Source organism: Hydrogenophaga taeniospiralis, assembly GCF_020510445.1.
In the GTDB taxonomy this organism is placed as follows: Bacteria; Pseudomonadota; Gammaproteobacteria; order Burkholderiales; family Burkholderiaceae_C; genus Hydrogenophaga.
Window position 1 is genome coordinate 4,561,128 of the sequence record NZ_JAHBAG010000001.1, and the last position, 18,011, is coordinate 4,579,138.

The window sequence follows — 18,011 nt, forward strand, 5'->3', positions numbered from 1 at the left end:
GTTTTTCCTTCCCAGCGCCGGCTTGCGGCAAGATGCTGCGGGTTCAAAAAGGGAGGAAAAACGCATGGCAAGACCATCGAACCGCAGGCGTGGCCGCAAGGGCGCATCGCCGTTTCTGGACAAAGGCCTGACGGCCACCGTGCTGGGCCTGGGCCTGTTGACGATGTCCGTGGTGCTGGGTGGCAGCCCGGTGCTCAATGCGGTGGCCACGGCGGCGCGAACGCCCGCGTGGTGGGCCATCGGGATCGGCGCGCTGCTGCTGTGTGTGCATGCGCTGCTGAGCCGCCGAAAAGACGGGCGTGGCAGTGCCTCCCCCAACGCCACCCAGCCCACAGCTCAGCCACAGAATCCACGCGGTGCAAAGCCGCCCGAACCAGCCGCGGCGCCGGTGTTATGGGAAGCCCAAGGGGTCCGCGACACGGCCACGGCCTGGAGCCCGGCGGTGTTCGCGGCCATCGAATGGCGGCGCTTTGAGGCCGTGTGCGAAGCGCTGTTCGCGCAGGCGGGCTTCGAGACGCGCTCGCAATCGCACGGCGCGGATGGCGGCGTCGACATCTGGCTGCATTCGAAGAACGCCACCGGGCCGGTGTCGGTGGTGCAGTGCAAACACTGGCAGGGCAAACCGGTGGGCGTGAAGGAACTGCGCGAGTTCTTCGGCGTGATGGCCTCGCACGGGCTCAAGCGCGGCACCTACGCCACCACGTCCACCTACACCGCGGATGCGCGGGCGTTTGCCCAGGCCAATGGCATCAACGCGCTGGACGGCGCGGGTCTGCTGGACCTGATCGCCCGGCGCACACCCGAGCAACAACACGCCCTGCTGGCTGTGGCCCACGAAGGTGAATACTGGCGCCCCACCTGCGCCAGTTGCGGGGTGAAGATGAAAGCGCGCCAGTCCGTCGGCGGCGGTGCCCCGTTCTGGGGCTGCGCCAGTTTTCCGCGCTGCCGCCGCACGCTGCCCATGACGAAGGCGGCCGCGGCCCTGATGCCCGGGACCGCAGCGTGAAATACCCCACGCGCCCGTGGACACAAGGCGCTGATAATCGCCCGCATGCCTGTGTCTGAAATCGCTGTCTGGTCCGCCATGCTCGGGGGCTTGTTGACGCTCGCCGGGCTGGCGCTGGCCGATGTGCTGGGCAACCGCAGCATCGGCTCGGCGCGCAATCTGATGTTCGTCGTGGTCACGGGCTCTGCCTGCGTGGTGATGACGGGCCTGCCCGAGGTGTTTTTCCCCGCGCTGCCCGAGCTGCTGCTGCGCGTGCTCAAGGCCGGTCTGGGGCCGCTGGCGGGGGCCATGGGCCTGTATTTCGTGGGCACCTGGCTGGGCGGTGTGCGCGAAGACGGCCTGGTGCACCGCCTCACCACCTTCTGGGGGGTGGTGCTCGCCGTGGTCGCGCTGGCGCTGGCCCTGCTGGCGAGCCAAACCGACCGCGAACACTTCCGCCCCCTGCTGATCGCCGCGGCGGCCGTCAACATGGTGCCGGTGCTGATGGCCATGGTGGCGGTGATACGGGCGGCCCAGCTGGGCGACCCGATGGCACGGTGGATGGCGCTGGCCATCGTCTGCCTGGGCGCCATGGTCAGCAGCCACTACCTGCACGGCCTCAAGGTACCGGGCCTGGGTCTGGGCACCCAGCTGTTCACGGCCACCGTCACCGTGGCCTTCTTCCTGATCGCCTCGGTGCTGGGCCTGCTGCGCAACCGGCAGAACCGGCTGCTGGCCCGGCTCTCGCGCCTGCAGGCCGGCGCCGACCCGGCCACCGCCCTGCCCACCGGCTCGGCCCTGCTCTCCCATGTGGAGCACGCCTTCTGGCGCACGGCGCGCCAGCAGAACGAATGCTCCGTGGTCTGCCTGTACCTGAGCAATCTGTACGAACTGGCCGAGTCCGCCGGGGCCGGCGTGGAGCACCAGATCCTGGTGACGGTGGCCGCGCGCATCCACCGCGCGGCCGGCTTCCGCTGCGTGGTGGGGCTGTACCACCCGCGCTGCTTCGTGGTGGTGATCTCGGCCGACCGGCACCAGCCGCCCGTGGGTGAGGTGGTGGCGCGGCTGCGCTCGATGGTGGCCCAGCCGCTCACGGTGCAGAGCGAGAAGCTGTCCCACCACGCGTTCCTGCCCCACCTCGGTATCGGCGTCGTCACCCTCGACCCCAGCAACGCCAAGCCGATGGATGTGCTCAACGAGGCCGAACGCCAGGCCCTGGCCAGGGTGCGCGGGCCCGAGCGGGCCCGCGAACACGACATCGCCACCGCGCCCGCACCGCTGGGCTGAGCCGGCACTGGGCCTGGGGCCCGGGTGCCAAAGTGGCACTGGCTTGTGTTCCGTTCACGGACAGCGGAGATGCCCTGGCACACCTTCGGCAGCGGTCGGCCCCCGCGGCCCCAGGCGGAAAAGTCCAATCAAATCAGGCGCGTTCTCACATTGAGACGCTCCGGCCCCGTGCCGGCATGGAAATTGACACGAAACTGACACCCAACCCTTGCGGGCTGGGTGTTTTTTTGTTCATTCCAACCATGAGGAGACATACATGACTTTGTTGTTTGCACTGGCCGTTGCCATCGGGCTGCTCGCCGTCGTCGCGACCTGGCTGTTTTTCGGGCCGTTGGCCGCCTTCCAGATGCAGGTGTGGCAGGCCTTCGTGGCCTGGGCCAGCTTCTTCCACAACGGCGGCAAGACCGACGGCCTGGTCAAGACCGTGGTGTGCATGTCGTTTGGCGCGCTGGTGGGCATGGCGTCGGTGCTGCTGATCGGCCCGCTGGGCGCGCTGGGCGGCCTGGCCGCGCCGGTGGCCGTGGGTCTGGGCGCGGCAGTGATCGTGCTCGCGGCTCACGTGCCGTTCCTGTCCACCATCCCGTCCAGCGTGTACGGCTTCGCCAGCGTGGCCGGCCTGATCCTGCTGGGCAAGGACATGACGCCGACCGCGGCCATCCTGCCCACCATCCTGTCCATCGCCGTGGGCGCGGCCTTCGGCTGGGCCTCTGAACAGCTGGCGGGCAAGCTGACCAAGTCGGCCTGAGCCGGTTATTTCTGGACCGGGTTGGCGGTGAGCCAGTTGGCCGGGTAGGCCCGCATGAACTCGCGGGCCTTTTCCGGGTGGGCCGTCAACCAGGCGTCGTAGGCGCCCTCGTTCAGCACCGCCGGCATGCGCTTTTCGGCGCCGGGCTGTTGGTAGCGGTGCATCAGGGCGTGGCTGTTGGCGTTCACCGTGAGCAAGGTGAAGCTGATGATGAGCTCGCCATCGGCACCGCTCCAGCGCTCCCACAGCCCCGCCACCCCCATGGGTTTGCCGTCCACGCGCGCGATGCGCGTGGGCACGGCCTTGCCGCTGCGAAAGTCGTCTTCGAAAAACGCCATCATCGGCACGATGCAGCGCTGCGCACCCAGCCAGGCGCCGCGCAGGTTGTTGGACGTGGTCACGGTTTCCGAGCGCGCGTTGACCAGCTTGGGTGAACGCAGCTTGGCGTCGGACGCGGACTTCACCCACGGCGGCACCAGACCAAACTGGCCCGCCACCAGCTCTCGCGCGTGTTCGGGTTTGGCCCCTTCTTCGGCGACCGGGTCCGCCGCTGGCTCCGCTGGCGTGGCGTCCGCGGCCACCGCCCCCCGCTTGCGGATGAACACGGCCGGTTTGCGCGGCCACACGTCGCGCCCCACGCTGCCCGCCGCAGGGGCCGCCACGTCAAAGGCATCGGGGTACAGCGCGTCGAGCTGCACGCTCTCGTAATGAACAGTCATGCGGCCATGCTATCGCACCGGCTGCGCGGGCTCGCTTCGGCAGTCGCCACGATGGGCAGCACAGTACCTCGCGTGCTGCGGCAGGCACTGTCCTGTGGGGGCTCATACTGGGACGGTCGGCGCCTTGCGCCGACTTCGCTGTGCCCACCAGCCTGGGGCCGGCGCGGCCAAACTCGCTGCGTTCGCTGCGCTCTCTCCGCTCAAACAATGGCCGCGAGTCAGAAACGATGCGCGCACTGGCGCGCCCGGCCCCAGGCTGGCGGTCACAGCCGCCCCAGAAATCGCCCCCACCGGACAGCACCTGCCGCAGCAAAGAAGCGTCTGGGTATTCCACCGGTAGTGCGCCAACACCTCTTCTGCCAAGGCGTGCGTGGGCAGGCCGCAGCGCGCCTCGTGAGGCGCCGAGAAGCACAGTGGCCGTGGCCGCGCGCGCAGCGCGCTTCGTTGTCTGACTCGTCGCACTTGTTTGAGCGGAGAGAGCGCAGCGAACGCAGCGAGTTGTGCAACGGGCCACGGCCGCGAGCATCGCAGGGAAGTCGGCGCATCGCGCCGACCGCCTCACTGAAGCGCTGCGGCCTGCCCGCGCACGCCTTGGCACGCGAGGTGCAACGAACGCCATGGCAACGCCTCACAAAACTCAGGCCATAGCCATGGCCGCCTGGCCGCGCCGCAAACCCGACCACCATTGCAGGTCGGCCAGCAGCAGCACGGTCACGGCCTGCACCGCCAGCCAGGCCTGGCCCAGCGGGGTGGGATGGATCGGGCCGGCCACCAGCAGCCACACGCAGCCGGCAACCCAAGCCAGGTTGCCCGCCACCAGCAGCATGAGCCCCGCGCGCGATGGCGTGCGCTGCAGCGCCAGGGCTCCCGCGAGCAGCACGAAGAGCACCACCACCAGCCCCGATTCGATCAGCAGGGCCGCGGGCAGGCCCAGCCACAGCACCAAGGCATCGGTGAACGCCAGGTGCAGCGCCGCGCAACCCAGGCCGGTGATGGCATCGGCCCACAGCACGCGGCGCAGGAACGAGGGAGAAGAGAGCAGAGACAGCATGGACATGGTTCACTCCTGTGAGGAAAAAACGTCGGGATCGACAGGTCGGCATGCTGGCCCTGCCGGGGCCGTGCGTCGATGACCTGCGAGGTAATGGCCACTGCGCGCGGGCCGCTCTAACATCGCCGCCATGAACCCCGCCGCCCCACTCCCGCCCCCGCCGCGCCGCGCGGCGCCGCCCTCGTTCGGCGACCACCTGCGCCAGTGGCGCCAGCGCCGCCACCTGAGCCAGCTCGACCTCGCGCAGGTGGCCGACATTTCCACGCGGCACCTGAGCTTCGTGGAAACCGGGCGCGCCAGCCCGAGCCGCGAGATGGTGTTGCGCCTGGGCGAGCGGCTGGACGTGCCGCTGCGCGAGCGCAACGCGCTGCTGGTGGCGGCCGGCTTCGCGCCGATGTACCGCGAGCGGGCGCTGAACGACCCCGAGATGGCCGAGGCCCGCGCGGCGGTGGAGCGCATCCTGCATTGCCACGAACCCTGGCCCGCGCTGGCGATGGACCGGCACTGGAACCTGGTGCTGGGCAACCGCATGGTGCCGCCACTGCTCGCGGGCGTGGCGCCGGCTTTGCTGGCAGGGCCGGTGAACGTGTTGCGCCTGAGCCTGCACCCCGAGGGCCTGGCGCCGCGCATCGCCAACCTGAACCAGTGGCGCCACCACCTGTTCGAGCGGCTGCGCCACCAGATCGCGGCCAGCGGCGACGCCGCCCTGGCCACCCTACTGGCGGAGCTGCAGGCTTACCCGGCACAGGCCGCCAGCGCGGCGCTGCGGCTCGACGGCGAGCACCCGGGCGTGCTCATGCCCTTCCTGTTCCACACGCCCCAGGGCGTGCTCAACCTCGTGAGCACCACCACGGTGTTCGGCTCGCCGGTGGACATCACGCTGCAAGAACTGGCGCTGGAAACCTTCCTGCCGGCCGACGAGGCCACGGCCCGCATCCTGCGCGAGCTTGCGGCCTCTGTGCCCTGAACGCTCAGCCGCTGCTGCGCGCCCGCTCCAGCCCCACCACCATCAACGCGGCCAGCATCACCACCACGCCCACCATCTGGCTGGCGCTGAGCACGCGGCCGTACACCATCGCGTCCACCGCGATCGCACTGGCCGGGTAGACGAACTGCAGCACCGCCATGCGCGCCGCCGGCAGGCGGGCCACGCCGGCGTACAGCAGCACGTAGGCCAGGCCGGTGTGCACCACGCCCATGCCCGCCAGCCAGCCCCAGGCCGGCCCCGGCGCCGGCCAGCCCTGGATCAACGGCCACCACAGCAACACCACGCTGCCCGCCGCGCACTGCCACCAGGCCAGGGCCAGCGGCGTGGCGCCGCGCGCGCTGCGCACCATGAGCGGCGCCGCGGCGTAGGCCAGCGCCGCGCCCAGCGCCAACGCGATGCCAGCGAAGTACTGCGGGCTGTGCGAGACCGCACCCAGGGCGCCGTCCAGCCAGCCGGTGGCCAGGCCCAGGCCAAGCAGCGCCGCCACGGCGGCCCAGCCCTGGCGGCGGCTGACGCGCTCGCGCAGCCACCAGGCGCCGAACGCCATCACCAGAAAAGGCTGCACGTGCACCACCAGCGTGGCCACCGCCATCGAGGTGCGGGTGATCGCCTCGAAGAACAGCACCCAGCTCGTCACCATCGACAAACCCGCGGCCACGGCGAGCAGCCCGTCGCGGCGCGCCAGGCGCACCTCGCCCCAGCGGCGCGACGCGCTGAACCAGACACTCAGGGCCAGGCCACCGAAGGCGCAGCGGAACCACACCGCCGTCAGCGGCGACTGGCCCGCCTCTTCCAGAAACACGCCCAGCGTGCCGAGCAGCAGGCCGCCACCCACCATGAGCCACTGGCCGCCGCGCTCGCGCGCCGAGCGGCTGGCATCGGGGGTTCCGGGGGTTGGGTGGAGGGTGGTGGAAGTGTTCATGCGCCGATGTTCGGTGGCATCAAACATCCCGTAAAGCGCATAATTTGAATGGCATTCATTCGATAAACGAATTCAAAGACAAGCATGGCCAGAACCGACCTGCAGATCGACTGGCTGCGTGCCTTCGTGGCGGTGGTGGACGCCGGCTCGCTCTCGGCCGCCGCGCCGCTGGTGCACCGCTCGCAGTCCGCCATCAGCATGCAGCTGCGCAAGCTGGAAGACGCGGTGGGCGGCGCCGTGCTGCTGCGCGGCCCGCGCCACCTGGAGCTCACCCCGCTGGGCGCCGAACTGCTGGGCTACGCGCGGCGCCTGCTGGCCCTGCACGGCGAGGCGCTGACGGCGCTGAACGGGCCGGTGCTGTCCGGGCGCGTGCGTCTGGGGGTGCCCGACGACTACGCGGTGAGCTACCTCACGCCGGTGCTGCGCAGCTACGCCGCGCGCCATGCCGGGGTGGAGATCGAACTCGACTGCGAGCAGTCCACCGCCCTGATCCCCAAGGTGCAGCGCGGCGAGCTCGACCTGGCCCTGGTCTCGCAGGACCGCCCCACGCGGGGCAGCCTGCTGTTCCACGAGCCGCTGGTGTGGGTGGGCGCGGCGCAGTTCGAGGTGTGGCGGCGCTCACCCCTGCCGATCGCCGTCTACGAGCAGACCAGCCAGGCGCGCCGCTCCACCATCGCGGCCCTCAGTGCCCAGCGCCGCGCCTACCGCGTGGTCTACAACAGCTCCAGCCTGGCGGGGCAGCTCGCCGCGGTGGAGAGCGGGCTGGCCGTGGCCGTTCTCACGCGCTGCAGCGCGCCGCCGCACCTGACGGTGCTGGGCGAGCGGCAGGGCCTGCCCGCACTCGGCTCGATGGCCGTGGCGGCCTACCGCAGCCAGGCGTCCAGGCACCTGCCCGCGGTGGACGCCCTGTTCGCGCAGATGGTGCAGACGCTCGGCAAACCGGGCTGAGCCCTCGGGTCCCGCACCCGGGGGAAGGGTCCCTCGCCCTGGGGAAAGCTGCGACACTTGCCGCGTGACACCGAACACCCCGAACCCCACCCCGCCCCGCGTGCCCCCGGCCACCGTGGACCCGCTGTTCCTGGCCGCGCCCCACGTGTCCACCTTTCTCGGCACCCAGGGGCTGACGAACGCCAGCGGTTTCTTCTTCGAGCGCGACGGGCGCCTGTACCTGGTGACCAGCCGCCATGTGGTGATCGACGAGGCCACGCAGCACCTGCCCGACCGGCTGGAGATCGAACTGCACCTGGACGCCACCGACCTCACCCGCTCCACCGGCTTGTCCGTGCTGCTGTACCACGAGGGCGTGGCGACGTGGCGCCAGGGGCGCGACAGCGGCGGCGAGATCGATGTGGCGGTGCTGGAGCTCGACCGCAGCCAGTTGCCCGCCACGGCCATCATCCGCGCCTTCTCCCCGGCGCACCTGCAGACCTCGTTCACCTCGGTGCCGGTGGACGCGCCGCTGATGGTGGTGGGCTTCCCGCTGGGCTTTCACGACGCCCTGCACCACCTGCCGGTGGTGCGCCACGCCGCGATCGCATCGCCCTACGGCATCCGCTTCCAGGGCCAGGGCTATTTCCTGACCGACGCGCGCACCCACCGCGGCACCAGCGGCGCGGCCGTGGTGATGCGCGACACGGCACCCACCGTGGAGACCGCCCTGCTGCCCTGGCGGCTGCTGGGCGTGCATTCCTCACGCATGGACATGGGCAACCGCGACCTGGTGCTCGACGAATCGCTGGGCCTGAACTGCGCCTGGTACGCCGACATCCTGCTCACCCTGACCGAGCCTGCCGAAGCGGCCAGCCCGGGCTGAGCCCATAAACTGCAGGGCATGAACCAGCCCCTGCCCCCACCGGTCCGCGCTGCGGTGCTCACCAGCCCGGACTACCCCTTCTCCCCCATCGACGCCCCGGTCAAGCTCGACCAGAACGAGTCTTTCGCCGACTTTCCGGCCCATCTGAAGGCCCTGGCGCTGGAGCGCATGCAGCAGTTGCCCTGGCACCGCTACACCGACCTGCACGCCGAGGAACTGACCGCGGCGATCGCCCGCCACGACGGCTGGAGCGCCTCGGGCACCGTGGCCACCACCGGCAGCAATGTGCTGATCGCCTTGCTGGTCCAGCTCGTCGCGCTGGGCGGGCGCGTGCTCACGGTCAAACCCAACTTCGCGCTCTATGCGCTGGACGCCAGCCTGCTCGGCGCCGCGCTTACCGAGGTGCCGCTGCGGCCGGACCACTCGCTGGACATGGACGCGCTCATCGCGGCGCTCGAAACGGACGCGGACGCAGGCACACCGGCGCAGCCGCGCGGCGTGATCTACCTCCCGCGCCCGCATGCGCCCACCGGCTCGCTCTGCGATCTGGACGAACTCGACCGCCTGGCCCGGGCCTGCCCGGGCTGGCTGCTGGTGATCGACGAGGCCTACCACCACTTCACCGACGCCGACGCGCGTGCCCTGGCGCGCCAGCACCCGCATGTGGTGCTGCTGCGCACCTTCTCCAAGGCCTGGGGGCTCGCCGGCCTGCGCCTGGGCTATGCGCTGGCCTCGGACGAGGTGGCGCGCCAGCTGCGCAAGCTGGTGCCGCCGTTTGGCGTGTCGGTGCTGCAGACGGTGAGCGCCCTGGTGGCGCTGGAACACCCGGACTACCTGCGCGAGCGCGTGGCCCACACCCGCAGCGAGCGCGAGCGCCTGTTCAACGCGCTGCGGCAGCACCCGACCTGGCAGGTCGCGCCCTCACACGCCAACTTCCTGCTGGTGCGCACCCCGGACGCGGCACGCGCGCACGCCGACCTGCTGGCGCAGGGCGTGCTGGTGCGCCGGCAGGACAGCCTGCACGGCCTGCAGGGCTGCCTGCGCGTCACCGTGGGCAGCGTGCAGGAAAACGACGCCTTCCTGCGCGCTGCGGGCCTTCATTTGGGCAGCGGCGGCGGCTCCATCGGTGTCGGGGCGGCAGGGGATGGCGGGGCCATCATCGGCGGCGGAGCGGCCATGGGTGCGGGCGCTGGCACCTGAATCTCCAGCTCCTTGATCAGACCGCCCGCGGCCACCGAGCCCGACGCGGTGCCTTCACCACGCGCCATGCGTTCGCACAGCATCTTGTTCTCGGGCGGCAGGCGCTGGCAGCGCTGCAAGGCGTTGCGCGTCAGCTCTTCCGGCGACGCCCCGGTCAGCGGGCGACCGCGCAGCGCCTCGGCCCGCGCCGCACCGGCCTCGCGCAGGCAGGCGCTGCGTTCGTGCTGCGAAGCGCTGTCCAGACAGGCCGCGCGGTCCTGCCGGTAGGTCTCGTCGATGGAGGCCCGGGAAGGTTTCCCCTGGGCCAGCACGGCGGGCGCCAGCGCGATCAGCGCGGCGGCGGCGAGCAGGCCGCGGGCAAAGGGAAGGGACAGGATGGGCATGAGAACTCCTTCGAAAGGGAACAACAACGCGGCGGCAGGCCACCACGGCTCCCCCAAAGTAGCGGTCGCACCACACCGCGTCTGTGCATCAACGCACATTGGACCGGGCTCTGAAAAAGGCGGTGAAAAAAGCGCCTAGGGCGGCACCTCAAACGGTCAACCGAGCCCGGCGCTGACATCGCCCATGTCGGGGCGGGCCGCGGGGTTCGTGTCCAGACACGCTGCGGCGAGACCGGCCAGGCTGTCCAGCTCGGGCAATACCATGGTGCCGGCGCCCTGCGCGTGGGCCACCAGCTCCTCCAACAGACAGCCAAAGGCGCGCACGTCCAGCGCCAGCAGGGCGCAGCGCAGCGCGGGCTGGTCGTCGGGCAGCAGGGTGGCGCCGCCCAGGTCGCTGAGCATGGCGTCGCCGCTGGCCGGGTTCCAGAGGATGTTGTGGGCGTAGAAGTCGCCGTGCATCACGCCGCGCTGGTGCAGGTGGGCCAGCGCGCCGGCCATGGTGCGGGCCACGCGCAGCGCGGCGCTGGCGGACAGGGCGAAGCCGGGCGCGTAGACGTCGCGCGTGCAGCTGTCGAAACTGGGCGGGCCGGCGAGGTTCACCAGCTCGGGCGGCAGCAGCGGCAGCAGCATGCCGCGCGCGCCTTCGGGGTGCCCGCCCAGCTCGGCGCTGGGGGTGCACAGCGCCGGGTGTTGCCCGGCGGCCTGGCAGGCGGCCAACTCGTGTTCGGGCAGGCCGTCGCTGGTGACCGCGCCTTTGAAGAGTTTGAGCGCCAGCGCGTCGCCCGCCGCGTCTTCGAGATGCACGCGGTGGATGTGGCCGGAAGCGCCCTCGCCCAGTCGCTCGGCCAGGCGCAGCCGGTCCCAGGCCACGCGGGGCAGCGGCGCGGGCGCGGCACGGTGCCAGCCCAGCGGGTTGCCCGCCAGCGCCAGCCAGGCCAGGCGCGGCAGTTCGGTGAGCCAGCCGGGCAGCGTGGTGAAGCGGTTGGCCGACAGGCGCAGCAGCTCCAGCCGCTGCGCGTTCGCCAGACCGGGCGGCAGCGCATCCAGCCGGTTGCCCGCGAGCATGAGTTTTTGCAGCGCCGGGCGCTGGCCCAGTTCGGCGGGCAGCTGTTCGATGGCGTTGTCGGTCAGGATGAGCCAGCGCAGCTTCGGCGGCAGCGCCGCTGCGGGCACGTGCTGAATGCGGTTGGCCTTGAAGCCCACCATCTCCAGCGCCGGGCAGTCGCCCAGCACTTCGGGCAGGTGGGTGAAGTCATTGCTGGAACAGAAAACGATTTTCAGCCGGTGCAGCCGGCCCAGGTCGGGCGGCAGCTCGCGCAGGCGGTTGCCGGTGAGGTTGAGCACCTCCAGCGTGTCGACGAGGTCGAACACCTCGGGCGGCAGTTCGGTCAGGCCGCAGCTCAGGTCGAGCCGGCGCGTGCCGGCGAGCGCGCCGCTGCGCAGTTGTTCCAGGGTGTGCATGCAGTTGGAAGGTGATGGGCCGCCCGGATGGGCCGGGCCAAGCGCTGAATTATCGGAGCCGGGCGGGCTCACGGCGCATCGCCGTCGGGCTGGTAGACCAGCAGCTCGCCGGGCTGGCACTGCAGGTACTCGCAGATCTTCTCCAGCGTCTCGAAGCGCACGCCCTTGACCTTGCCCTGCTTGAGCAGGGACATGTTGGCTTCGGTGATGCCGACGAATTCGGCCAGGTCTTTGGACTTGACCTTGCGCCGCGCGAGCATGACGTCGAGTTGAACGACGATGGCCATCAGACGAAGCGCTCGTTTTCTTCCGCCAGCGCCTGCCCCTGGCCGATGACCGCCGCCATGAGCCACACCAGGCCGGCGAAGAAGAAGGTGAACAGGTGATTGGAGCCGATGCCCAGCGCCAGGTGGCGCATGCCCGGCGGGTTGTGCAAAGTGAGCAGCACCGAGGTGGCGGCGGACGCGACGATGGCGGCCAGCGCGGCCGCGGCCACCCAGCCCGCGAAGCGGCGCAGCAGATCGGTGGCCTGCTCGGTGAACACCCGGCCCTGCGCAAACTGCTCAAAGCAGCGCTTGGCCTGCCACAGGCCCACCAGCAGCAGGGCCAGCGGCAGCCCCATGACCAGCGCACCCGCCAGCCGCTGCCAAGGCAACAGCGGCGCACCGATGGCGGAAGCCGGCAGGTTGGCGTGGCCGGCCAGTTGCTCGCCGCCCGCCACGGCCCAGTACGCCACCAGCGCCGCCGGCAGCAACACGATCAGACCCCAGCAGGCCCAGACCATGAGGCGGCTGGTGCGGCGGACGTGCCGCAACGGATCGGTCGGGCGATGGTTGGTGATGGGTCTGGTCATGGTGGGTCCTCGCGGCTGTGCAGGTGGATCAATGGGCGCTCAGAACACGGTCGATTGTGCAGATGGCTGACCGTGCCATGGAGCGTGTGTTTGACATTTAATTATTGTTTTAAGATAATTTATTCTCGTTTAACAAACTCCGTCAAGCCCCATGAAGCGATTTTTCACCTGCCTGGTCTTGTCTGCGGCGCTGGTCGGCTGCGGCGGCATTCCCCTGCGCTCCCTGCCCCGCCTGGTGCAGCTGTCGGGGCAACTGCTGGAGGCCGATCCCGCACAGTTCACGGTCGCGCTGCAGGTGGACGCGCGCGTGGTGCCACCGCCGGGCGCGGTGCCGCTGTTGCACATCCAGCTCAAGCCCAAGGTGGAAGGGGCCTTCGCGCCGGTCGACCGCAAACTGCCACTGGCGATGACCACCGCCACCAGCGCCACGCTGGGGCTGGACGCCCCCGGGCCGGGCCGCCGCTGGCTGGTCTACAGCCTGCCACCGGCCACGCAGGCCGAACTGCGGAAGGTGCAGGCGATGGTGAAACAGGCCCAGGCGCAACCGGGCTACCAGCGCGGCGGCACGCTGGCACTGGGCGTGGAACAGAAAGACCTGGCCGTCACCGACCCCGCGCTGTCCCGCACGCGCTGGGACACCTGGCTGCAGGTGCGCCAGAGCGAGGGCTTTTTCGAGGTCTGGTCCGGCACGCCGGAGCAACTGCGTCAGGCGGCGCAACAGCGCTGAGCCCCAGCGAGCATCCCGCAACACGCACCGCGACGGCCTGAACCGGGCCACGCGCAACGCCGCCAGGGTCTTGCCGCCAGCGTCCGACACGCCGCAGGGCGCCACGGATAATCGGCGCCCATGGATGCCACACTTTCCCTCTTCCCGCTGGGCTGGCAGCACTACCTGCTGGGCGGCCTTTTCATTGGCGCCGGCGTGGCGCTGCTGTACCTGTTCACCGGCCTGGTGGGTGGCATGAGCACGGTGTTCTCCAGCACCTGGTCGTTCGTGGTGCAGCGGCCGTTTTTCCAGCAGGCGCGCTTCACCGATTCGCGCGGCTGGCGCCTGGTCTACGCAGCCGGGCTGGTGCTGGGAGCACTGGTCTGGTGGCTCGCCTTCTCGGACGGCGCACCGCTGACCACCGGCGTGCCGGTGTGGATGCTGCTGCTGGGCGGCTTCTTCGTGGGCTACGGCGCGCGGCTGGGCAACGGCTGCACCTCGGGCCACGGCATCTGCGGCCTGGGTTCGCTGCAGTGGCCCTCGCTGCTGGCGGTGCTGACCTTCATGGCCACGGCCTTCATCACCGCCAACCTCGTTGCCTGGGGGCTGACATGAGCCCCATGAAATTCCTCGCCGTGCTCGCGGGCGGTGCGCTGTTCGGCTTTGGCCTGGCGCTGTCCACCATGGTGCGGCCCGAGGTGGTGCTGAGTTTTCTGCGCTTCCAGGACTTTGGGCTGATGCTGGTGATGGGTGGCGCGGTGGCGGTGACGCTGCTGGCCTACCTGCTGCTGCCCCGCCTGCTGGGCCAGCCCTTGCTGGGGGGTTATTTCCACCAGCACGTGGCCCACTGGAACCGCGACACCCTGCAGGGCTCAGCGCTGTTCGGCGTGGGCTGGGGCCTGTGCGGCGTGTGCCCGGGGCCGGCCATCGCCGGCCTGGGTACGGGCAACTGGGCCCTGCTGTGGGCGCTGGCCGGCATCGCGCTGGGCGCGCTGGTGCAAGGGTGGCGGGCCAAGGCCTGACGGCCACCGGACCCGCCACGCCATGAACACCCTGCCCTTCAGCCCCGCCGCCGAGCGCAACCAGCAGCCCATCCTGGAGGTGTTGCGCCAGGTGTTGCCAGCGCGGGGCGCCGCGCTGGAGATCGCCTCGGGCACCGGGCAACACGCGGTCTGGTTCACCGCCGGGCTGCCGGGCTGGACCTGGCAACCCACCGACTTCGATGCCAGCGCCCTGCCGGCCATTGCGGCGCGGGCCGCCGCGGCGGGCCTCGCCCGGGTACAGCCGCCCTTGCGGCTGGACGTGCTGGCGCCGCGCTGGCCCGCCGACGGCCCGGCGTTTGACGACGCACCGGCCCGGGTCTTCGACGCGGTGTACTGCGCGAACATGCTGCACATCGCGCCCTGGGCCACCTGCGCGGCCCTCATGCGGGGCGCCGCGCGGCACCTGGCGCCGGGCGGTGTGCTGATCACCTACGGCCCCTATCTGGAAGACGGCGTGCCCACCTCGCCGGGCAACCTCGATTTCGATGCCAGCCTGCGCGCCCGCGACCCCGGCTGGGGCCTGCGCCGGCTGGCCGACGTGGCGCAAGAGGCGCAAGCCGCCGGCCTGGTGCTGCGCGCACGGCACGGCATGCCGGCCAACAACCTGCTGCTGGTGTGGGCACGGGAACCCCTGGCAGCGGCGCGGCTCCATCCCGCAACGCCACCCTCCCGCTCAACGGACACACCACATGCTCAGAACCCTCAAAGACCTGTTTGACAACCTCAGCGCCAGCCTCGCCACCCCGGCCGGTGGACAGACGCGCCCCGAGCAGGAACACACGCTGCAACTGGCCACGGCGGTGCTGCTGGTGGAGGTGATGCGCGCCGAGCCCACGATGGCCGACAGCGAGCGCGACGCGGTGCTGCGCGCGCTGCGCGTCAAATTCGCATTGGCCGAGGACGAGCTGCAGCGGCTGCTGGAGCTGGCCCACGACACCGCACGCACCGCCTACGACTACCAGCGTTTCACCGGCCAGATGAACGAACACTTCACGCAGGAACAGAAGGTGCGCGTGGTGGAAGCGATGTGGCAGGTGGCCTACGCCGATGCCCACCTGGACGTGCACGAGAACCACGTCATCAGCAAGGTGGCCGGGCTGCTGCACGTGACCCACGGCGAATACATCGCGGCCAAGATGCGCGCCAAGGAAGCCGCCCTGCCAAGCTGAGAGCGCAAAAAAGGCGCGTACACCTGGCTACGTGGCTTTGCGCCCGCAGACACACAGGTTTACCGCCACGACACAAGCGGCGCGCACCATGCAGACACCCCACAACCACAGGAGTGTTTCCATGAAGACCCGTTCCGTCATCGCGGCCGCCCTGGCCGCCACGCTGGCCCTCAGCGCCCTCCCGTCTTTCGCGCAGCACAACGACCGCCGTGACAACTACCGCGAAGAACTCATCCAGAAACACGAGCGCCAGGCCGATCGGCGCGAAGACCGCCGCGATGATCGCTGGGACCGACGGGACGACCGCCGGGATGACCGCTTCGATCGGCGCGACGACCGCTTCGACCGCCGTGACGACCGCCGCGATGCGCGCAACCACTACTACCACTACCGCGACGGCCACCGCTACTACTACAGCGCGCGTGGGCCCGAGTTCCGCCGCGGCCACTACATTCCGCGCGAATACCGCCACCGCCAATACGTGGTGGTCAACCACCGCGTGCACCACCTGTACGCGCCCCCGCGCGGCCACCAGTGGGTGCAGGTGGGCACGGACTACGTGCTGATCGCCGTCGCCACCGGGCTGATCGCGCACATCATCCTGAACCATTGACGCCCCTCTCCGTGGGGGGCCTCCCGGACTCCCACGGGGCGTGACGCGGCGCAGTCTGCGATGATCCGGTGCTTTCAAACACCTCCGGCCTTCTGCCCGCCACACCCATGAACATCCGGCATCTGACCCTCCCGCTGATCGCATCGATGGCCCTGCTGCTGTCGGCCTGCTCCAAAGAAGACGCCGCCACCCAGACGGCCACCCCGGCCACCGCGATCGCCCCGGCGCAGGCCTACGAGGCCGTTGCCGCACAAGGCAAGGGGTTCACCGTGGGCGCGCTCATGAGCGCGAACCCGGTGTATGTGCTGTTCGACCCGCAGTGCCCGCACTGCGGCCACCTGTGGAACGCCTCCCTGCCCCTGCAGGGCAAGGTGAAATTCGTCTGGCTGCCGGTGGCCATCCTGGGGCCCAAGAGCGCGCCGCAGGGTGCCGCGCTGATGCAGGCGGCCAACCCGCTGGAAGCCATGACGGCGCACGAGGCCTCGGTGCTCGCGGGCCAGGGGGGCATGTCGGCCTCGGCCAGCGTGCCCGACGAGGTGCTCGCCAGCATCAAGGCCAACACCCAGTTGCTCGACAACCTGGGCGCGGACTCCGTGCCCTTCATCGTGGCCAAACACGCGCGCAGCGGCCAGTCGGTGACCAAAGCCGGTGCCCTTGACACCCGGGCCCTGGCCGAACTCCTGGGCCTTGCCGCGCCCTGAACCGCGCCACTTGTGGCTTACCATTGACGCACCAATGGCCGCACCCCGCGGCCGCCATCGGAGAGCAACATGGGCAAAGAACAGCGCAACGAAAAGATGTCGAAGAAACCGAAAAAGGACAGCTCGGCCCCCAAGGGCCCGGCCACGTCCGACCGCCCCACCCCGCCGGTCACGGCGGTGCTGCCGCGCGGCAAAGACAAGAACAAGTGAACCCGGCGGACCGCGCATGAAAGCCACCTGGAACGGCGCCGTGATCGCCGAAAGCGACGACACGGTGCTGGTGGAAGGCAACCACTACTTCCCCGAAAGCGCGCTCAACCGCGATTACATCACCTTCAGCAACCACCGCACCAGCTGCCCCTGGAAGGGCCAGGCGCACTACTACTCGCTGCTGGTCAACGGTGAGCTCAACACCGATGCGGCCTGGTACTACCCGGACCCCAAGCCCGAGGCCGAACACATCCGCGGGCGCGTGGCCTTCTGGAAGGGCGTGAAGGTCGGTTGAACCGCCTCACGCAACGCCGCGCGTCCGGTCGCGGCGCCCGATTGGCTACCATGCGGGGCATGAACACCCAGCCCCTGCCCACCGCCCTTCATCCCGTTCACTTTGGCCACCAGGGCCGCGTCGCCATCGTCACCGGTGGCGCGCAGGGCATTGGCGAGGCCTGCGCCCGGCGCTTCGCCAGCGAGGGCGCCAACGTGGTCATTGCCGACGTGGACGGCCCGCGCGGCCAGGCCCTGGCGGACCAGCTCGGCGCGCTTTATGTGCACTGCGACGTGGGCAGCGCCGCCGACGTGAAGGCCTGCGTGGCGCAGACCCTGGCCCGGCACGGCCGCATCGATGTGCTGGTCAACAACGCCGGCATCTTCAAGGCGGCCGACTTCCTGGACGTGACCGAGGAGGACTTCGACGCCGTGCTGCGCGTCAACCTCAAGGGCGCCTTCCTCATGGGTCAGGCGGTGGCGCGCGAGATGGTGGCCACCGGCGGCGGCTGCATCGTCAACATGAGCTCGGTCAACGGCGTGCTCGCCATCCCCAACATCGCCAGCTACAACGTCAGCAAGGGCGGCATCAACCAGCTCACCCGCGTGATGGCGCTGGCGCTGGCCGAGCGGGGAATCCGCGTGAACGCCGTGGCCCCGGGCACCATCGCCACCGAACTGGCGGCGCGCGCCGTGCTCACCAGCGACGAGGCCAAGCACAAGATCATGAGCCGCACGCCCATGAAACGCCTGGGCGAACCGTCGGAGATCGCCGACGTGGTGGCCTGGCTCGCCAGCGACGCGGCCAGCTACGTCACCGGTGAAATCGTGACGGTGGACGGCGGGCGCATGACGCTGAACTACACAGTTCCGGTGTGACCGGGCGAAA

Annotated in this window: 24 protein-coding genes; 17 read left to right on the forward strand and 7 right to left on the reverse strand. The window is 70.3% G+C overall.

What is annotated here, in order from left to right; genetic code table 11:
* Nucleotides 1–64 precede the first annotated feature (64 nt).
* The 3 genes from KIH07_RS21850 (at nucleotide 65) to KIH07_RS21860 (ending at nucleotide 3,017) form a co-directional block, all read left to right on the forward strand.
* The gene (locus tag KIH07_RS21850) at nucleotides 65–1,006 is read left to right on the forward strand and encodes a restriction endonuclease (RefSeq protein ID WP_226493972.1); all 942 of its coding nucleotides are present in this window, start codon (nucleotides 65–67) and stop codon (nucleotides 1,004–1,006) included.
* A 45-nt stretch (nucleotides 1,007–1,051) separates the two neighbouring features.
* On the forward strand, nucleotides 1,052–2,272 hold the full coding sequence (locus tag KIH07_RS21855) for a diguanylate cyclase domain-containing protein (RefSeq protein ID WP_226493973.1): 1,221 nt from the start codon (nucleotides 1,052–1,054) through the stop codon (nucleotides 2,270–2,272).
* A gap of 256 nt (nucleotides 2,273–2,528) precedes the next feature.
* A complete protein-coding gene (locus KIH07_RS21860) occupies nucleotides 2,529–3,017 on the forward strand; it encodes a DUF1097 domain-containing protein (RefSeq protein WP_226493974.1) in 489 nt (162 codons plus the stop codon).
* A 5-nt stretch (nucleotides 3,018–3,022) separates the two neighbouring features.
* Here KIH07_RS21860 and KIH07_RS21865 read toward each other — a convergent pair whose 3' ends face one another.
* Both KIH07_RS21865 and KIH07_RS21870 read right to left on the reverse strand, forming a co-directional pair.
* A complete protein-coding gene (locus tag KIH07_RS21865; RefSeq protein WP_226493975.1) occupies nucleotides 3,023–3,736 on the reverse strand; it encodes an SOS response-associated peptidase in 714 nt (237 codons plus the stop codon).
* A gap of 637 nt (nucleotides 3,737–4,373) precedes the next feature.
* Entirely contained in the window at nucleotides 4,374–4,793 is a 420-nt protein-coding gene (locus KIH07_RS21870; RefSeq protein WP_226493976.1) for a hypothetical protein, read from the reverse strand.
* 124 nt (nucleotides 4,794–4,917) lie between these two features.
* Between KIH07_RS21870 and KIH07_RS21875 the strand changes: the two genes are divergently transcribed.
* The gene (locus KIH07_RS21875; RefSeq protein ID WP_226493977.1) at nucleotides 4,918–5,754 is read left to right on the forward strand and encodes a helix-turn-helix domain-containing protein; all 837 of its coding nucleotides are present in this window, start codon (nucleotides 4,918–4,920) and stop codon (nucleotides 5,752–5,754) included.
* A gap of 4 nt (nucleotides 5,755–5,758) precedes the next feature.
* On the opposite strand, the gene KIH07_RS21880 is transcribed toward KIH07_RS21875, so the two are convergent.
* A complete protein-coding gene (locus KIH07_RS21880) occupies nucleotides 5,759–6,697 on the reverse strand; it encodes a DMT family transporter (protein ID WP_226493978.1) in 939 nt (312 codons plus the stop codon).
* 84 nt (nucleotides 6,698–6,781) lie between these two features.
* Here KIH07_RS21880 and KIH07_RS21885 point away from each other — a divergent pair, with 84 nt between their 5' ends.
* The 3 genes from KIH07_RS21885 (at nucleotide 6,782) to KIH07_RS21895 (ending at nucleotide 9,710) form a co-directional block, all read left to right on the forward strand.
* Nucleotides 6,782–7,645, forward strand: coding sequence for a LysR family transcriptional regulator (locus KIH07_RS21885; RefSeq protein ID WP_226493979.1), 864 nt, complete (start codon nucleotides 6,782–6,784; stop codon nucleotides 7,643–7,645).
* Nucleotides 7,646–7,709: 64 nt separating this feature from the next.
* Nucleotides 7,710–8,510, forward strand: a complete 801-nt coding sequence (locus KIH07_RS21890) for a S1 family peptidase (protein ID WP_226493980.1) — start codon at nucleotides 7,710–7,712, stop codon at nucleotides 8,508–8,510.
* 18 nt (nucleotides 8,511–8,528) lie between these two features.
* Complete coding sequence (locus KIH07_RS21895; RefSeq protein ID WP_226493981.1) at nucleotides 8,529–9,710, forward strand: pyridoxal phosphate-dependent aminotransferase; 1,182 nt, start codon at nucleotides 8,529–8,531, stop codon at nucleotides 9,708–9,710.
* On the opposite strand, the gene KIH07_RS21900 is transcribed toward KIH07_RS21895, so the two are convergent.
* The 4 genes from KIH07_RS21900 to KIH07_RS21915 all read right to left on the reverse strand — a co-directional run bounded on the left by KIH07_RS21900 (nucleotide 9,608) and on the right by KIH07_RS21915 (nucleotide 12,407).
* Nucleotides 9,608–10,093 carry a hypothetical protein gene (locus KIH07_RS21900; protein ID WP_226493982.1) on the reverse strand — a complete coding sequence of 162 codons (486 nt, stop codon included), beginning with the start codon at nucleotides 10,091–10,093 and terminating at the stop codon, nucleotides 9,608–9,610. The genes KIH07_RS21895 and KIH07_RS21900 overlap by 103 nt on opposite strands.
* Nucleotides 10,094–10,249: 156 nt before the next feature.
* Nucleotides 10,250–11,554: a leucine-rich repeat-containing protein kinase family protein gene (locus KIH07_RS21905; RefSeq protein ID WP_226493983.1), complete on the reverse strand. Its 1,305-nt coding sequence runs from the start codon at nucleotides 11,552–11,554 to the stop codon at nucleotides 10,250–10,252.
* A 68-nt stretch (nucleotides 11,555–11,622) separates the two neighbouring features.
* Nucleotides 11,623–11,841 (reverse strand): helix-turn-helix domain-containing protein, encoded by a 219-nt coding sequence (locus tag KIH07_RS21910; protein WP_226493984.1) that lies wholly within the window; start codon nucleotides 11,839–11,841, stop codon nucleotides 11,623–11,625.
* Nucleotides 11,841–12,407, reverse strand: coding sequence for a DUF2975 domain-containing protein (locus KIH07_RS21915; RefSeq protein WP_226493985.1), 567 nt, complete (start codon nucleotides 12,405–12,407; stop codon nucleotides 11,841–11,843). Before KIH07_RS21915 ends, KIH07_RS21910 begins: the two co-directional genes overlap by 1 nt.
* 151 nt (nucleotides 12,408–12,558) lie before the next feature.
* Between KIH07_RS21915 and KIH07_RS21920 the strand changes: the two genes are divergently transcribed.
* The 10 genes from KIH07_RS21920 to KIH07_RS21965 all read left to right on the forward strand — a co-directional run bounded on the left by KIH07_RS21920 (nucleotide 12,559) and on the right by KIH07_RS21965 (nucleotide 18,001).
* Nucleotides 12,559–13,134 carry a hypothetical protein gene (locus tag KIH07_RS21920; protein ID WP_226493986.1) on the forward strand — a complete coding sequence of 192 codons (576 nt, stop codon included), beginning with the start codon at nucleotides 12,559–12,561 and terminating at the stop codon, nucleotides 13,132–13,134.
* A gap of 120 nt (nucleotides 13,135–13,254) precedes the next feature.
* A complete protein-coding gene (locus KIH07_RS21925; RefSeq protein ID WP_226493987.1) occupies nucleotides 13,255–13,728 on the forward strand; it encodes a YeeE/YedE family protein in 474 nt (157 codons plus the stop codon).
* 5 nt (nucleotides 13,729–13,733) lie between these two features.
* A complete protein-coding gene (locus KIH07_RS21930) occupies nucleotides 13,734–14,135 on the forward strand; it encodes a DUF6691 family protein (RefSeq protein ID WP_226493988.1) in 402 nt (133 codons plus the stop codon).
* Between the two features lie 22 nt (nucleotides 14,136–14,157).
* The gene (locus KIH07_RS21935; RefSeq protein ID WP_226493989.1) at nucleotides 14,158–14,874 is read left to right on the forward strand and encodes a DUF938 domain-containing protein; all 717 of its coding nucleotides are present in this window, start codon (nucleotides 14,158–14,160) and stop codon (nucleotides 14,872–14,874) included.
* Nucleotides 14,846–15,325, forward strand: coding sequence for a TerB family tellurite resistance protein (locus KIH07_RS21940; protein ID WP_226493990.1), 480 nt, complete (start codon nucleotides 14,846–14,848; stop codon nucleotides 15,323–15,325). The genes KIH07_RS21935 and KIH07_RS21940 overlap by 29 nt, the downstream gene beginning before the upstream one ends.
* Before the next feature lie 121 nt (nucleotides 15,326–15,446).
* Nucleotides 15,447–15,938 (forward strand): RcnB family protein, encoded by a 492-nt coding sequence (locus KIH07_RS21945; RefSeq protein ID WP_226493991.1) that lies wholly within the window; start codon nucleotides 15,447–15,449, stop codon nucleotides 15,936–15,938.
* 107 nt (nucleotides 15,939–16,045) lie between these two features.
* Entirely contained in the window at nucleotides 16,046–16,639 is a 594-nt protein-coding gene (locus tag KIH07_RS21950; protein WP_226493992.1) for a DsbC family protein, read from the forward strand.
* Nucleotides 16,640–16,708: 69 nt separating this feature from the next.
* The gene (locus KIH07_RS21955) at nucleotides 16,709–16,849 is read left to right on the forward strand and encodes a hypothetical protein (RefSeq protein ID WP_169804790.1); all 141 of its coding nucleotides are present in this window, start codon (nucleotides 16,709–16,711) and stop codon (nucleotides 16,847–16,849) included.
* Between the two features lie 16 nt (nucleotides 16,850–16,865).
* A complete protein-coding gene (locus KIH07_RS21960; protein ID WP_226493993.1) occupies nucleotides 16,866–17,144 on the forward strand; it encodes a DUF427 domain-containing protein in 279 nt (92 codons plus the stop codon).
* 59 nt (nucleotides 17,145–17,203) lie between these two features.
* Nucleotides 17,204–18,001, forward strand: a complete 798-nt coding sequence (locus tag KIH07_RS21965; protein ID WP_226493994.1) for an SDR family NAD(P)-dependent oxidoreductase — start codon at nucleotides 17,204–17,206, stop codon at nucleotides 17,999–18,001.
* Nucleotides 18,002–18,011: the final 10 nt, after the last annotated feature.